Source organism: Pseudolabrys sp. Root1462, assembly GCF_001426945.1.
In the GTDB taxonomy this organism is placed as follows: Bacteria; Pseudomonadota; Alphaproteobacteria; order Rhizobiales; family Xanthobacteraceae; genus Pseudolabrys.
The window spans coordinates 156,282-170,849 of the sequence record NZ_LMFS01000004.1; the positions used below are offsets into that span (position 1 = coordinate 156,282).

Consider the following 14,568-nt stretch of genomic DNA (forward strand, 5'->3'; position numbering starts at 1 on the left):
AACATCACCGCCCATCCTCCATCACCATCGCCGCGCCCTTCTCGGCAATCATCATGGTCGGCGAATTGGTGTTGCCGCTCGTGATCGACGGCATCACCGAGGCATCGATGACGCGCAAGCCGTCGACACCGATGACGCGCAGCCGCGCGTCCACCACGGCCAGGCGATCGTCGTCGCGGCCCATCTTCGCGGTGCCGACCGGATGGAAGATCGTGGTGCCGATATCGCCGGCCGCCTTGGCCAGCGCCACGTCGTCGTCGCTCTTGATGCCTTCGCCCGGCAGATATTCGACTGGATGATAGTTGCGCAACGCCGGCTGTGAAACGATGCGGCGCGTGACGCGGATCGAGTCGGCGGCGACGCGGCGATCCTCCTCGGTCGACAGGTAATGCGGCGCGATCGCCGGGGCCTGCGCCGGATCGGCCGATTTCAGCGTCACCGCACCGCGCGACGTCGGCCGCAGATTGGCGACGCTGGCGGTGAAGGCCGGGAACGGATGCAGCGGGTCACCGAACTTCTCCAGCGACAAGGGCTGCACGTGATACTGAATGTTGGCGCGATCCTGGGTCGGATCGGACTTCGTGAAAGCGCCGAGCTGCGACGGCGCCATCGTCATCGGCCCGCGGCGGCGGAAAACGTAATCCAGGCCCATGCTGAGCTGACCGAGCCGGGTCGCGTTGACGGCGTTGAGCGTGCGCACGCCCTCGACCTTGTAGATCGTGCGCAGCTGCAGATGGTCCTGCAAGTTCTCGCCGACGCCGGGCCGATCAAGGCGCGCGGGAATGTCGTAATTGCCGAGATGCGTGGCCGGACCGATGCCCGACAGCATCAACAAATGCGGTGAGCCGATGGCGCCGGCGGCGAGGATGACTTCGCCGCGGCATTGCGCGCTGCGCGCCACGCCGTGCTGGCGAAAGCGCACGCCGCTGGCGCGCGCGCCGTCGAACAAAAGAGCTTCGGCCTGGCATCCGGTTTCGAGCCGCAAATTCGGGCGATTGAGCGCCGGCTTGAGGAAGCCGCGCGCCGCCGACCAGCGCCGGCCACGTCGCTGATTGACGTGGAAATAGCCGATGCCTTCGTTGTCGCCGGTGTTGAAATCGACACTTTCCGGAATGCCGTACTGGATCGCCGCGCGGCGGAACGCTTCGAGGATTTCCCACGACAGCCGCTGCTGCTCGACGCGCCACTCGCCACCCTGCGCGTGCATGTCGCCCGTGAGAAAGTGATCGACGTGCTTGCGGAAATAAGGCCGGACGTCGTCCCACGACCAGCCGGGCAGGCCGAGCTGGCGCCACTGGTCGTAATCGGTTGCCTGCCCCAGCATGTAAATCATGCCGTTGATCGCCGAGCAGCCGCCGATCACCTTGCCGCGCGGGTAATTGAGGCTGCGGCCGTTGAGGCCCGCCTCCGGCTCGGTCTTGAACATCCAGTCGGCGCGCGGATTGCCGATGGCGAACAGGTAGCCGACCGGAATGTGAAACCAGATCCAATTGTCCTTGCCGCCGGCTTCCAGCAGCAGCACGCGCTTGGACGGATCGGCGGAAAGCCGGTTCGCCAGCACGCAGCCGGCCGAGCCGGCGCCGACGATGATGTAGTCGTACTCGCCCTCGAGGGGCGTAACCGTTGCCATTGACGTTTCCTCTTGCCGCGAGTTTGCGTGATGGCAGGAACGGTGACAAGCGGGCGGGAACTTGCTAGGCTCTTGGCACCGGCGGCGCATTGTGCATGCACCCCGCGAAAGTCGGAACGGCGGTTCCGGCGACGGATCGACACGACAACCGATTTGACGCCATCCGGCGCCGTCAAGGCGCGCGAGGAGTACCGCCGTGTTCAAGACCATGTCCATTGCCGCCGGCCTCATGGCCCTTGCCCTCACCGCAGCGCTGCCGGCGCGCGCGCAGAGCCAGAGCGCCGACAGCCTCACCGTGTTCGCGGCCGCCTCGCTGAAGAACGCGCTCGACGACACCAACGCCGCGTTCACCAAGGCGACGGGCATCAAGGTGACGGCGAGCTACGCTGCATCCTCGGCGCTCGCCAAGCAGATTGAAAACGGCGCGCCGGCCGACATCTTCATCTCCGCCGACCTCAACTGGATGGACTACGTCGCCGGGAAAAATCTCATCAAGGCCGACAGCCGCACGAACCTGCTCGGCAACAAGCTGGTGCTGATCGCGGGCAAGGATTCCAAGCTCGCCAACGTCAAGATCGACCAGGGCTTTGACATCGCCAAGCTCGCCGGCGACAACCGCATCGCCGTCGCGGACGTGAAGGCGGTGCCGGCCGGCCTCTATGCCAAGGCTGCTCTGGAGAAGCTCGGCGCCTGGGCCGCGGCCGAACCGAAGCTGGCTCAGGCCGAGAACGTGCGCGCCACGCTCGCCTTCGTCGCCCGCGGCGAAACGCCGATCGGCATCGTCTATGAGACCGACGCCAAGATCGAGCCGAGCGTCAAGATCATCGGCACGTTCCCTGACGGCTCATATCCGCCGGTGACCTATCCCATCGCGGCGACAACGAGCGCCAAGGCGGGCGCAGCGAAGTATCTGGCTTTTCTGCGCGGTGATGCCGCCAAGGCAATCTTCGAGAGATACGGCTTCAGCGTTTTGGCCAACGCGAAAGCCAGCTAGAACATTCCAATGTTCGCGCTGTCGCCCGAAGAATGGACCGCCATCGCCCTCTCTTTGAGGGTGGCGGCGGTCGCCACCCTCGTGTCCCTGCCACTCGGCATCGCGGTGGCGTGGCTCCTCGCGCGCAAGAATTTCCCCGGCAAGTCGCTGCTCAATGCCTTCATCTATTTGCCCCTGGTGCTGCCGCCGGTCGTCACCGGCTATCTGCTGCTCATCGCCTTCGGCCGCCGCGGCCTGTTCGGCGAATGGCTCGAGAGCGTCGGCATCGTGTTCTCGTTTCGCTGGACCGGCGCGGCGCTGGCCTGCGCAGTGATGTCGTTTCCGCTGATGGTCGGCGCCATCCGCCTGTCCATCGAAGCCGTCGATCGCAAACTCGAGGACGCCGCTTCGACACTGGGTGCCAACCGCGTCTGGACGCTGATCACCGTGACGCTGCCGCTGGCCCTGCCCGGCATCATCGCCGGCGCGGTGCTGGCCTTCGCACGGGCGCTCGGCGAATTCGGCGCCACCATTACCTTTGTCTCCAACATTCCCGGCGAAACCCAGACCATCTCGGCCGCCATCTACACGCTGACGCAGGTGCCCGGCGGCGACGCACAGGCGCTCAGGCTGGTGGTGATCGCGGTCGCGATCTCGCTGCTGGCGTTGATCGTGTCGGAGTGGTTCGGCCGTCGAGCCGGCGCCCGCGTGCATGGTGTTTGACGTGATTTCGGTCGATGTCGACAAACAGCTCGGGGACTTCGCCATCAGCGCCAGCTTCGAGGGCGACAACGGCGTCACCGCGCTGTTCGGACCGTCCGGCTCGGGCAAGACATCGATCGTCGGCATGATCGCCGGCCTGATCAAGCCGGACCGCGGCCGCATTGCGATCGACGGCGACACCGTATTCGACAGCGCCACCGGCATCGACGCGCCGGCTCATCGCCGCCGCATCGGCTACGTTTTTCAGGACGGCCGGCTGTTTCCGCATTTGTCGGTGGCGCGCAATCTCGACTACGGCCGCTGGATGACCGGCCTGCCGCCCGACGAGGCGCAGTTCAAACACGTGATCGAATTGCTCGACATCGCGCCGCTCATCAAGCGGCGTCCCGGCGCGTTGTCCGGCGGCGAGCGCCAGCGCGTCGCGCTCGGCCGCGCGCTTTTGATGAAGCCGCGGCTGATGCTGCTCGACGAGCCGCTGGCATCGCTCGACGCGCGGCGCAAGAACGAGATCCTGCCCTACTTCATTCGCCTGCGCGACGACACCAGGCTGCCGATGATCTATGTCAGCCACGACGCCAATGAGGTGAGGCGGCTCGCCAGCCGCGTCGTGCTGCTCGACGACGGCCAGGTGGCGAAGACCGGGGGCGTGGAGTTGCTGTAGTCGCTGTCGTCCCGGGGGAGTACATGCTTTGGCCCCGCCTTCGCGGCGGCGACTCCATTCGCTACACTGCGCCCATGTTCCCGCCCTCCCGCATCGTGTGCCTGACCGAAGAGACCGTCGAGACGCTTTATCTCCTCGGCGAGGACAGGCGCATTGTCGGTGTTTCCGGCTATGCGGTGCGGCCGCCGCGGGTGCGCAAGGAGAAGCCGCGCGTCGGCGCCTTCATTTCCGCCGACGTGCCGAAGATCCTGGCGCTCGAGCCCGACCTCGTCCTTACCTTCTCCGATCTGCAGGCCGACATCGTCGCCGAACTGATCCGTAGCAACGTCGCCGTGCACGCCTTTAACCAGCGCGACATCGCCGGCATCTTCGACATGATCCGCACGCTCGGTGCGCTGGTCGGCCAGCCGGCCAAAGCCGAGGCTTTGGCGCGCACGCTGGAAACGCGCCTGCATCAGGTGCGCGCGCAATCCTCGAAGCTGATGCGCCGCCCGCGTGTCTATTTCGAGGAATGGGACGAGCCCATGATCTCCGGGCTCGGCTGGGTGTCGGAACTGATCGAAGCCGCCGGCGGCATCGATATCTTCCCCGACCTGTCAAAGCGCAAGAATGCCAAGGACCGCATCGTGACGCCGGAGGCGGTGATGGCAGCCAAGCCCGACATCATCATCGGCTCGTGGTGCGGCAAGAAATTCGTGCCGGGCAAGGTTGCCGCTCGGCCCGGTTTCGAGACCGTGCCGGCGGTCGCCACCGGCTGGCTGCGCGAGATCAAGTCGACCGTCATCCTGCAGCCCGGCCCGGCCGCGCTGACTGACGGGCTCGACCAGCTCGCCGCCATCATGGCGGATTGGGCCGCCGATGGCCGAAAAACGCCGGTTTGACGGTCCACTTGGCGGATAGCCTAGGCGGCGGCGGGTATGCTAAGAAGATGGCGAATAACGAACAGGATTTGACGGCAATGCAATCGACCGAAAACCGCTCCGCCCTGCTGGCCGACCTCGCGCTGATCGCCTTCCTGATCGCGCTCGACGTCACCGCGCGCTTGCTGCCGCACGCCTGGGGTTTCATGCCGGTCGCGGCGAGCGCGCTGTTCGCCGGCCGCATGCTGCGCAACCCGGTGCTGGCGCCGGTGGTACCGCTTGCGGCGATGGCGCTGTCCGGTCTGGCGCTGTCCGGCGACGACTGGCGGGTCTCGCTGATCACCTATGTTGCCATCACCCTGCCCGCCTTCGCCGGCATGGCGACGCGCCAATGGCGCGGTGTCCCCGGCACCGCTGGTACCATGCTCGGCTGCTCGGTGGCCTTCTTCGCGTTGTCGAACTTCGCCGTCTGGCTGTTCAGCGGTATGTACAGCTTGGATCTCGCCGGCCTGACGCGGTGCTACGTACTGGCGTTGCCGTTCTTCCAGCACACCGTCGCCGGTGATTTGTTCTGGACCGCCGTGCTGTTCGGCGGTGCCTGGATGGTACAGCGCACGCCGCTGCTGGCGCGCCGCAACGGCTGAGCCTTAGCGCGAGAGCTTCTTCCGGATTTTCTGCATCAGCGCCTTGGCGCGCCCGCCGATGGTCGCGGGCGCTTCCGGTTCGTCGAGCTGCAGGCCGACCGTGGTGACCCGGCCGTCTTTCACCTTCTGCGCCAGCAGCGCGATGGTGCCGAGCGCGACGATGTCGCCGGCCTTGGCGGCGCGGCCGAGCTGTTCCGTGAAAAACGTCGCCAAGCTTACGTCGGCATGGTCGGCCGCGACCTGGAGGCCGTAGATATCCGCCAGCGCGCCGAGCGTCGCCTCGCCCGGCACGAAGAAGTCGCCGAGCATTTCCGCATCCAGCACGCGGGGCGGCGGCGCTACCATGAAGAAGCGATCAAGCGCCTGGGCCTTCTCCGGCGGGGCCAGCAGATAGACGTAGTCGCCTTCCCGCACCGGCGCGGCTTCGATGGGCGTCAGGATCTCTTCCTTGCGGATCACCAGCGTCGGCCGCGCCCAATTCGGAATCAAGCCGCGCTTCAGGAACGGGCTGTTGGCCGGCACTGGATAGCCGACAATCTCGCGTGACATCTGGCCGGGAAGATCGAGTTCGACGCGGCGCGGTAGCGGATCGGCGCGGCTGAACGACATATCGAGCTTGCGGGCCGACAGCGCCACGGTCCAGCCCTGGATCAGGAGCGAGGATACGACCACAACGAAGGCGACGTCGAAATACATCGACGCCCCAGGCAGCCCGACGAGCAGCGGGATCGAGGCGAGGAAAATTGCGACGGCTCCGCGCAGGCCGACCCATGAGATGAACAGCTTCTCGCGCCACTGGAAATTGAACGGCCACAGGCAGAGAAATACCGCGGCCGGGCGCGCGATCAGCATCAACACAAGCGCGACGACGATGGCGCCGACGAGATTGTCGCCGAGCCGACCCGGCCAGACCAGCAGACCGAGCAGCACGAACATCACGATCTGCGCCAGCCAGGTGATCGCGTCGAGGAACGCCACCACCGAATTATGGGCGCGAATCTGCCGGTTGCCGACGACGAGACCGGCAAGATAGACCGCCAGAAAGCCGGAAGCGTGCACGGAGTTGCCGAAGGCAAAGACTACCAGGGCGCTGACGGCGACGAAGGGCGCATGAAGACCTTGCGGCAGGTCCACGCGATTGAGCACGAAGGTGATGGTGCGTCCGCCGGCATAGCCGATCACCGTGCCGAGCGCGGCATCGCGGATCAAGGTCACGGCGGCGTGCGACCAGGACTGCCCGCCGACCGACAGGATTTCGACCAGCAGCAACGCCAGGAAGATGGCGAACGGGTCGTTGGTGCCGGATTCCACCTCGAGCGTTGCGCGGACCCGAGGACGCAGGCGCAGGCCGCCGGTGCTGAGCAGGAAGAACACCGCGGCCGCGTCGGTTGACGCCACCACCGAACCGAGCAGCAGCGCCTCGATCCAGCCGATGCCGAGCAGGAATTTGGCGGCAGGCGCGGTGAGCAGCGTGGTCACCAGAACGCCAACCGTCGCCAGCATCACCGACGGCGCGAGCACGCTGCGGATGCTGGCGAAGCGCGTACGCAGGCCGCCGTCGAACAAAATCAGTGCCAGCGCCACCGAGCCGACCGTGTAGGCGACGCCGACATCGTCGAAGCGGATGCCGCCCGGCCCGTTTTCTCCCGCCAGCACGCCGACGAACAAGAACACCAGCAGCAGCGGGGCGCCGAACCGCAGTGCCAGCAGGCTCGACAGAATGCCCGCCAGCACCAGCAGGCTGCCGAGCAAAATCGCGATACTGACTGCGTCGAGCGCCGGCATTCGGCTGACAGACCTTTCAAAACAGAGCAGCGGCCGATGGCGAGCCTCACGCCGCGCCGCAAATCACCCGCACACAGGAAACACACTCATCTGGCAAAAATAAACGGCAATCGTTCGACAAAACGTAAATCGTCATGCGGCCCGCGGCGGCACCAGGCCCAGCATGGCGCGGGCGATCTCATGCTCGCCCATGACGACCGACGTCGCGCCATGTTTGAGGAGGTATTGAACTTCTTCTTCTGAATGGGCGCGCGCCACGATCGGCAGCCCGGGATTGATGGCGCGGGCCTGGGCGATCGCCTGGCTGCCCTCGAAGGCATTGGGTACCGCGACCAGGAGGCAGCGCGCGGCCGCCAGATTGCAGGCGGCGATGACCTCGCTGTCGGCGGCATTGCCGGCAATCACCTCTCGGCCCTGCTGGCGCATCCGCTCGACGGTGTCCGAATCCTCTTCGACGATCAGCAGCGGCGCCGCCGTGTCGCCGGCATTGAGCACGAAGAAGCGGCCGACGCGGCCGTATCCGATCAGCACGACGTGGCCCGTCAGGGCCGTCATCGGCACCGGCTCGCGGGCCGGTTCGGCAGGCGCCGCGGGTGCGGCCTCGGCCGTACCGCCCGGTGACGGCGCAGCCGGGGCACGCGCCATCCACCAATCGAGCGCGGCGAAGCACAAGGGATTGAGCAGGATCGACAGGATCGCGCCGGCGAGGATCAGCGCCCGGCCGCTCTCCGGCATCAGGTTCAGCGAAACGCCGAGCCCGGCAAGAATGAAGGAGAATTCGCCGATCTGCGCCAGACTCGCGGAGATCGTCAGCGCCGTCGCCTGCGAATAGCCGAAGGCGCGCACCAGCGCGAACGAGGCCGCCGACTTGCCGACCATGATGATGAGCAGCGTGGCGAGCAGCGGCAACGGCTGTTGCACGACAATCATCGGGTCGAACAGCATGCCGACCGAGACGAAAAACAGAACGGCGAAAGCGTCGCGCAGCGGCAGTGTTTCCTGCGCGGCGCGCTGGCTGAGCTCGGATTCGGCCATCATCATGCCGGCGAAAAACGCGCCGAGCGCAAAGGAGACGTCGAACACCGTTGCGGCCGCAAAGGCGCAGCCGAGCGCAATCGACAGCACCGAGAGGCGGAACAGCTCGCGCGAGCCGGTGTGCGCGATATAATGCAGGATCCACGGAATGACGCGGCGTCCGATCAGCAGCATCAGCGCGAGAAACGCGGCGACCTTTCCGATGGTGAGCGCGATCGGCATCAGGATCGCCTGCAGGTCGGCGCCATTCTGCAGGCCGCCTTTCAGGATTGGCGCCAGCGCCGGCAGCATCACCAGCACCAGGACCGTCGCCAGATCCTCGACGATGAGCCAGCCGACGGCGATGCGGCCGCGTTCGGTATCGAGCAGCCGCCGCTCCTGCATCGCGCGCAGCAGCACCACCGTGGAGGCAACCGAGAGCGCCAGACCGAACACCAGACCGGCGGCGATGCCCCAACCCAGCGCTATGCCTAAGGCCATGCCAAGGATCGTCGCTACGGCTATCTGCGCCACCGCGCCGGGCAGCGAGATGGCCTTCACCGCCATCAGATCCTTGAGCGAGAAATGCAGCCCGACGCCGAACATCAGCAGGATGACACCGATTTCAGCCAGTTCGTTGGCAAGGCTGACGTCGGCGACAAAGCCGGGAGTGGCCGGACCGATCGCCACGCCGGCGAGCAGATAGCCGACCAGCGGCGAGATGCGCAGGCGCTGGGCGATCGCGCCGAGCACAAAGGCCAGGACCAGACCCACCACGATCGTTGATATCAGCGGCATCTGGTGCGTCATCGGCGGGCTCCGGGAAGGATTTCCACGAAGCGCGCAGCGCCGCGTTCGTCAACCCCATGCGCATTATGTCGCTCTCGAAAACGCCGCTTAGAAGGCGAGTCGGGGCAACCACGTGGCGATCGCGGGAAATGTCGTGAGAACGAGCAGCAGGCCAAGCAGGATACCCAGGAAAGGCAGCACGTGGCGAAAGATCTCCGGCAGGGCCACGCCATCGTCTTCGACGGCGGCTTTCGCGGTGAAGACCAGAAGGCCGAAGGGCGGGATCAGTTGCGCAGTCTCGAGTGCGATCACGCCAATCAGGGCGAAGGCCAGCGGGTCGATGCCGAGCTTGATTGCGGCGGGCGCAAATACGGTGACAGTCAGCGCCATGATCGACAACTGATCGAGCACGATCGACAGGATCAGCCAGATCGCGACCATCGTGGCGAGGCCAAGCCCAAAGCCGAGGCCGGCGACGGCACTGGTGAGCGCAGTGCCAAAGCCGGTCACCGCGAGCGCCTGGCTGTAGATCTGTGCCGCGAAAATGAGCAGCAGGATCGGCGCCGAGGCGCGACCCACCGCCAGGATGGCCTCGACGATCGCGGCCAGTCGCATGCCTTGCCGCAGCGCCATCAGCAGCCCGATCACGGTGCCGACGCTGGCGGCCTCGAGCGGCGTCAGCAGCCGTGTCCCGATGCCGCCAAGGATAACGATCAGCACCAGCGCGATGCCGATCGCGCTTTCGATGCCGTGCGCTGTGAAGCCGGTAGAGGCATTGCCGGCGGCGACCGTGCGCCGTGTCGCGGCGCTGGACAGGACGACGACCGCAAACAAGCCCGCGGTCACGATCGCCGGGACCAAGGCGGCCAGGAACAGCGGGCCGATCGGCTGATGTGCGAGCAGGCCCCAGACCGCGAGCAAGACGCTCGGCGGGATGAGCGCGCCGAACGCCGCCGAACTCGCCAAAAGGCCGAGGGCCATAGGTCCGTCCGACAGCGCGGCCTTGAGCGCTGGATAAGTGATGCGTGTAAAGCCGGCCGCGCTCGAGGCGCTCGCGCCCGCGACGAAAGCGTAAAGCGCCTGGCTGACTGTCGCGGCCAGCGCCGTGCCCCCGGACAGGCCGCGCAATTCGCGGCTCAGGCTGCGAAAAAGCGCTGTAATGGCGCCGGAACGGGCGATGAATTCGCCCATCAGCATCAATAGCGGAATGACCAGGAGTGCCGGCTGGCGCATGCCGTCATAGGCGGCACCGGCCAGCAGCGAGGCGACGGCATGCCAGTCGCCGGTCGCCAGATAAGTGCCGAGGAAACCTACGACCCCCAAAGCAACAGCAATCTGGGCGCCGCAGGCGACCAGCACGACAAGTCCGGCAATCAGAAGCGTAGCGCCGCCAAATCCAATCACGAGCCCGCCTTAGCACGCATGACGGTCAGGGCTCCAGTTGGCGCAGATCCTCAATTTCGTCGTCGAGGGTTGGCGCGGAGCCCGCCAGATCAAGCACACCCAGGCTGACGTAATTGACCGCCGCCAGCGCCGCCCCGGCAAGGATGAGAAACCGCGCCGGCCATGCCGGGAACCCGGCGCCGCTGCCACGGAGAAACGCGGTCAGCGCCGGTTCGACGTTGGCCGCAAACACGGCGACAAACAGCAGCACGCCAAGGCCGTAGCCAACCGCCAGCACAAGGCGGCGGGCCGGCCAGGGCATCAGTCCCAGAAGAAAATCGGCTCGCGCCATCGACCGGCAGCGCACCGCATAGCCCGCCTGCAGGAAGACAATCATCACAATGGCATTGCCGACCACGTCGCCCGCTCCACTGAGCGGGCGCTGGCTGAGTTCGCGACTCAGGGTATCGGCCAGGATCACGATCGCCAGCACGAAAGTCAGCGCAGCAGCCATGACCATCATGGACCGCGACAGCCGGTCGGCAAGAGCGACCGGCTGCATCGGGGCTGTGCGATGCTGCCCGCGCATCAGAAGGCGACTTTGTCGCCGCCCTTCAGCGCCAGGATCTCGCGCGCCTCGTCCGGCGTCGCGATGTCGAGGCCAAGGCCTTCGAGAATCTGTCGCACCTTCTTGACCTGCTGCGCGTTCGACTCGGCGAGCTTGCCGGGTCCGATCCACAGCGAGTCCTCGAGACCAACGCGCACGTTGCCGCCCATCGACGCGGCCATCGCGGCGATGCGCATCTGGGCGGCGCCCGCGCCCAGTACCGACCAATGGTACTGGTCACCGAACAGACGATCGGCGGAGCGCTTCATCATCATGACGTCTTCGGGATGCGTACCGATGCCGCCGAGAATGCCGAACACCGACTGGATGAACAGCGGCGCTTTGATGACGCCGCGATCGAGGAAGTGCTTCAGCGTATAAAGATGGCTGATGTCGTAGCACTCGACCTCGAAGCGCGTGTTGTTCTCGGCGCAGGTGGTGAGGATCATCTCGATGTCGGCGAGCGTGTTCTTGAACATGCCTTTGCGCGTGCCTTCGAGATAGGGCTCTTCCCAGTCGTATTTGAACTTGCCCTTGAAGCGCTCGATCATCGGATAGAGGCCGAAGTTCATCGTACCCATGTTGAGCGAAGCGACTTCCGGCTTGAAGGTCGCCGCGGGACGCAGGCGCTCCTCCACGGTCATGGTCGGCGCGCCGCCTGTGGTCAGGTTCAAAACGACATTCGAACGCTGTTTGATAACCTTGAGAAACGGCGAAAACAGTTCGGGCGACTGATCCGGGCGGCCGTCCTGCGGATTGCGCGCATGCAAGTGCACCACCGCGGCGCCGGCTTCGGCCGCGCCGATGGCCGCGTCGGCGATTTCCTGCGCGGTGACCGGCAGATGCGGCGACATCGACGGCGTATGAATGCCGCCGGTGACGGCGCAGGTAATGATGACTTTGCGGGCTTTGGCCATAAGCTATCCGTCCTTGGCGTAGGTGCGATATGTTCTTGGTCGTTGGACTTGTCCGGCGATCTTAGAGTATGTGCCGGGTGGACGTCACCTCGCACGGCGCATGGCCGCGCGCCACAAAAAATTGGATTGGCCGTTGCAGGACACCCCTCCGAAGTCGGCAATTTCGCCGGGCGGAACAGCGCCGGGATTCTTCATCGGCGTCGCCTCCGGCATCGGCGCGGCGCTGGCTTGGGCGGCGGGGTTCGCGGTGGCGAAACACGGCATCGTCCTCGGCTTCTCGCCGGCCGAGCTGGCCGTCCATCGCTATGTCTGGACCGGGCTTCTCCTGATCCCGCTGGTCTTCCATTACGGCATCGCCGATGTCGGCGGCGTTGGCTGGGGACGCGGTTTTATCCTCGCGGCGTTGTCCGGGCCGACCCAGGCGCTGGTCGCCTACACCGGTTTTATTCTGGTGCCGTTCGGACACGGCACCACCATCCAGCCGGCAACGGCGGCGCTGGCCGGCATCCTTCTGGCGGCCGTCCTGCTCAAGGAGCGGCTATCGGCATCCCGGCTTGTCGGAGCCATCACCATCACCGCCGGTCTCATCGTCTTCGGCATCGAATCCGTCACGACGATCGGCACGCATGGCATCGGCGGCGATCTTTTATTTGCCACCGCCGGCGCGTTGTGGGCGATGTTCGGCATCATGTTGCGGCAGTGGCGCGTTGCAGGCATGCGCGTTGCCGCCGCGGTCGGCCTGATGTCGGTGCTGGTCTACGCGCCCGTCTATTTCCTGCTCTTCGGTACCGGCAACCTGTTTCGATTCGGCTGGAGCGAGACGCTCCTGCAGATTGTCGTCCAAGGCTTCATCGCCGGCGTTCTCCCGATCTTTTTATTCGCCCGCTCGGTAACGATCCTCGGCGCAGGCCGTGCCGCGACCTTCCCGGCGCTGGTGCCCGGCTTCTCGATGATCATCGGCTATCTGGCGCTCGGCATCGTGCCGAGCTGGGCGCAAGTCGTCGGCCTCGCCATCGTTCTCATCGGCTTCAGGCTGACGCTGCGGTAAGGCCGCAATTCACCCGTAGATGTGCATAACCCGATCCGGCCTGAACCGCCGGAAAGCTGATTTGCTATGGATTGCCGACGTGCCGTCATGGCGACCAACGGGCTCGCCAGCGTGCGGGAGCACAGTCCCAAGAGAGTTGGCATGGATGGCTTTCAGGATCTCATCGCTCACCTGAGCACCGCGTTACAAAATCTGCGCGGCGGCATTTCGTCGATCTGGCTGATCATCCAATTCGGCATTCTGCTCCTGACCGGCGGAATAGGCGCCTTTGTCGGCGCGATGATCCGACGTCGGGTCGATGTCACATCGCTCAGCATGGGCTGGCCGCCCATGCTGAAGCTTCTGATCCGCGCCTGCCTCGATTGCGTCGGCACCATTGTCTTCATCGCGCTGGCCGCGGCGGCGCGCGCGATCATGCTTTCGCTGACCTGGCCGAGCCAGTCATATCTCATCGGCGTTGCCATCAGCCTCGCCACCGCTTGGGTTGTCATTGCGCTGGTCGCCGGTCTGATCCGCAATCAGTTCATCAATCGCCTGGTGTCGATTTTCGCCTGGACGATCGCGGCGCTCGACATCGTCGGGCTGCGCGAACCGGCGCGACAGGCGCTCGATTCGATGGCGGTCGTCGTCGGCGGTTTGCGCATATCCCTGCTTCTCGTGCTCAAGGCGACAGCCCTGCTGCTGATCACGCTGTGGCTCGCCAACATGCTCGCGGATTTTATCGACCGGCGGCTGCGCACTTCGGTCGATCTTACGGCGTCGGTGCAGGTTCTGATCGGCAAGCTCATCCGCATCCTGCTGATCAGCGTTGCGGTCGTCGTCGCCATGTCAACGGTCGGCATCGACCTCTCCGCTCTCGCCTTTTTCTCCGGCGCGATCGGCGTCGGCATCGGCTTCGGTCTTCAGAAAATCGTGTCGAACCTCGTCAGCGGCATCATCCTTCTTGCCGACAAGTCCATCAAGCCGGGCGATGTGATCTCGGTAGGCGAACATTTCGGCCGCGTGGGTTTCATGGGCGCGCGTTACACCTCGGTCGACACACGCGACGGCCGGGAATATCTGATCCCGAACGAGGACTTCATTACCCAGCGCGTTGCCAACTGGAGCTTTTCGAGCGAACTCGTTCGACTGTCGATCAAGTTCAACACAACTTATGACAGCGATCCCCGCAAGGCGCAGGCGGCGGCGGTCGAGGCGGCGCTGCGTGTCGAACGCGTGCTGCCGAAGCCCGCACCGCAATGCATGCTGACGTCATTCGGTGCCACATCGATTGAATACGAGATGTGGTTCTGGATCAGCGATCCGGCTGCCGGCGTCGTCAACGTGCAGAGCGATGTGTTGCTGGGCTTATGGGACACGCTGGCGCATCAAGGGGTGAAGATTCCGCAACCGGGTCCCGCGCGCGTGATCTACGAACTCGCCCGCGAAGACGAGCCCGATCCGCCAAAGGATCAGGACGACACGCCCCGATCCAAGTCACCGTTTCCGGGGTAAGGCTCGGCTTACTCTCAAGTGCGGAGAGGAAAGAAGAATG

13 protein-coding genes are annotated in these 14,568 nt (G+C 65.4%); 7 read left to right on the forward strand and 6 right to left on the reverse strand.

All coding sequences use genetic code 11. The features are described from left to right. Positions 1 to 4: 4 nt before the first annotated feature. Entirely contained in the window at positions 5 to 1,630 is a 1,626-nt protein-coding gene (locus ASD45_RS21660; RefSeq protein ID WP_056913784.1) for a GMC family oxidoreductase N-terminal domain-containing protein, read from the reverse strand. Positions 1,631 to 1,859: 229 nt separating this feature from the next. Here ASD45_RS21660 and modA point away from each other — a divergent pair, with 229 nt between their 5' ends. From modA to ASD45_RS21685, 5 genes are all read left to right on the forward strand, one after another. Beyond that, complete coding sequence (gene modA / locus ASD45_RS21665) at positions 1,860 to 2,624, forward strand: molybdate ABC transporter substrate-binding protein (RefSeq protein ID WP_244485632.1); 765 nt, start codon at positions 1,860 to 1,862, stop codon at positions 2,622 to 2,624. Positions 2,625 to 2,633: 9 nt separating this feature from the next. Further along, positions 2,634 to 3,326, forward strand: a complete 693-nt coding sequence (modB, locus tag ASD45_RS21670) for a molybdate ABC transporter permease subunit (protein ID WP_056913785.1) — start codon at positions 2,634 to 2,636, stop codon at positions 3,324 to 3,326. A 1-nt stretch (position 3,327) separates the two neighbouring features. Next, entirely contained in the window at positions 3,328 to 3,987 is a 660-nt protein-coding gene (gene modC / locus ASD45_RS21675) for a molybdenum ABC transporter ATP-binding protein (protein ID WP_056913987.1), read from the forward strand. A gap of 23 nt (positions 3,988 to 4,010) precedes the next feature. Further along, a complete protein-coding gene (locus ASD45_RS21680; RefSeq protein WP_244485610.1) occupies positions 4,011 to 4,868 on the forward strand; it encodes a cobalamin-binding protein in 858 nt (285 codons plus the stop codon). A gap of 77 nt (positions 4,869 to 4,945) precedes the next feature. Then, positions 4,946 to 5,491, forward strand: a complete 546-nt coding sequence (locus ASD45_RS21685; protein WP_156381035.1) for a DUF6580 family putative transport protein — start codon at positions 4,946 to 4,948, stop codon at positions 5,489 to 5,491. Positions 5,492 to 5,494: 3 nt separating this feature from the next. Here the strand turns inward: ASD45_RS21685 and ASD45_RS21690 are convergent, their stop codons facing one another. The 5 genes from ASD45_RS21690 to ASD45_RS21710 all read right to left on the reverse strand — a co-directional run bounded on the left by ASD45_RS21690 (position 5,495) and on the right by ASD45_RS21710 (position 11,986). Further along, positions 5,495 to 7,276: a potassium/proton antiporter gene (locus ASD45_RS21690; RefSeq protein WP_056913788.1), complete on the reverse strand. Its 1,782-nt coding sequence runs from the start codon at positions 7,274 to 7,276 to the stop codon at positions 5,495 to 5,497. 132 nt (positions 7,277 to 7,408) lie between these two features. Further along, positions 7,409 to 9,100, reverse strand: coding sequence for a YbaL family putative K(+) efflux transporter (ybaL, locus tag ASD45_RS21695; protein ID WP_056913789.1), 1,692 nt, complete (start codon positions 9,098 to 9,100; stop codon positions 7,409 to 7,411). An 87-nt stretch (positions 9,101 to 9,187) separates the two neighbouring features. Continuing rightward, positions 9,188 to 10,483 (reverse strand): TRAP transporter large permease subunit, encoded by a 1,296-nt coding sequence (locus ASD45_RS21700; RefSeq protein WP_056913790.1) that lies wholly within the window; start codon positions 10,481 to 10,483, stop codon positions 9,188 to 9,190. A gap of 25 nt (positions 10,484 to 10,508) precedes the next feature. Further along, positions 10,509 to 11,024: a TRAP transporter small permease subunit gene (locus ASD45_RS21705; RefSeq protein ID WP_056913791.1), complete on the reverse strand. Its 516-nt coding sequence runs from the start codon at positions 11,022 to 11,024 to the stop codon at positions 10,509 to 10,511. A gap of 26 nt (positions 11,025 to 11,050) precedes the next feature. Further along, positions 11,051 to 11,986, reverse strand: a complete 936-nt coding sequence (locus ASD45_RS21710) for a 3-keto-5-aminohexanoate cleavage protein (protein WP_056913792.1) — start codon at positions 11,984 to 11,986, stop codon at positions 11,051 to 11,053. 133 nt (positions 11,987 to 12,119) lie between these two features. Between ASD45_RS21710 and ASD45_RS21715 the strand changes: the two genes are divergently transcribed. Together ASD45_RS21715 and ASD45_RS21720 are read left to right on the forward strand one after the other, a co-directional pair. Next, a complete protein-coding gene (locus ASD45_RS21715) occupies positions 12,120 to 13,034 on the forward strand; it encodes a DMT family transporter (protein ID WP_162249483.1) in 915 nt (304 codons plus the stop codon). Between the two features lie 141 nt (positions 13,035 to 13,175). Next, positions 13,176 to 14,528, forward strand: a complete 1,353-nt coding sequence (locus tag ASD45_RS21720; RefSeq protein ID WP_056913794.1) for a mechanosensitive ion channel domain-containing protein — start codon at positions 13,176 to 13,178, stop codon at positions 14,526 to 14,528. Positions 14,529 to 14,568 lie beyond the last annotated feature (40 nt).

Bases quoted from the DNA above. Each gene is read 5' to 3' on its own strand.
- ASD45_RS21690 (WP_056913788.1), bottom strand. From the start codon at position 7,276: ATGCCGGCGCTCGACGCAGTCAGTATCGCGATTTTGCTCGGCAGCCTG.
- ybaL (WP_056913789.1), bottom strand. From the start codon at position 9,100: ATGACGCACCAGATGCCGCTGATATCAACGATCGTGGTGGGTCTGGTC.
- modA (WP_244485632.1), top strand. From the start codon at position 1,860: ATGGCCCTTGCCCTCACCGCAGCGCTGCCGGCGCGCGCGCAGAGCCAG.
- ASD45_RS21720 (WP_056913794.1), top strand. From the start codon at position 13,176: ATGGATGGCTTTCAGGATCTCATCGCTCACCTGAGCACCGCGTTACAA.
- ASD45_RS21685 (WP_156381035.1), top strand. From the start codon at position 4,946: ATGCAATCGACCGAAAACCGCTCCGCCCTGCTGGCCGACCTCGCGCTG.
- ASD45_RS21705 (WP_056913791.1), bottom strand. From the start codon at position 11,024: ATGCAGCCGGTCGCTCTTGCCGACCGGCTGTCGCGGTCCATGATGGTC.
- ASD45_RS21680 (WP_244485610.1), top strand. From the start codon at position 4,011: ATGCTTTGGCCCCGCCTTCGCGGCGGCGACTCCATTCGCTACACTGCG.
- modB (WP_056913785.1), top strand. From the start codon at position 2,634: ATGTTCGCGCTGTCGCCCGAAGAATGGACCGCCATCGCCCTCTCTTTG.
- ASD45_RS21660 (WP_056913784.1), bottom strand. From the start codon at position 1,630: ATGGCAACGGTTACGCCCCTCGAGGGCGAGTACGACTACATCATCGTC.
- ASD45_RS21710 (WP_056913792.1), bottom strand. From the start codon at position 11,986: ATGGCCAAAGCCCGCAAAGTCATCATTACCTGCGCCGTCACCGGCGGC.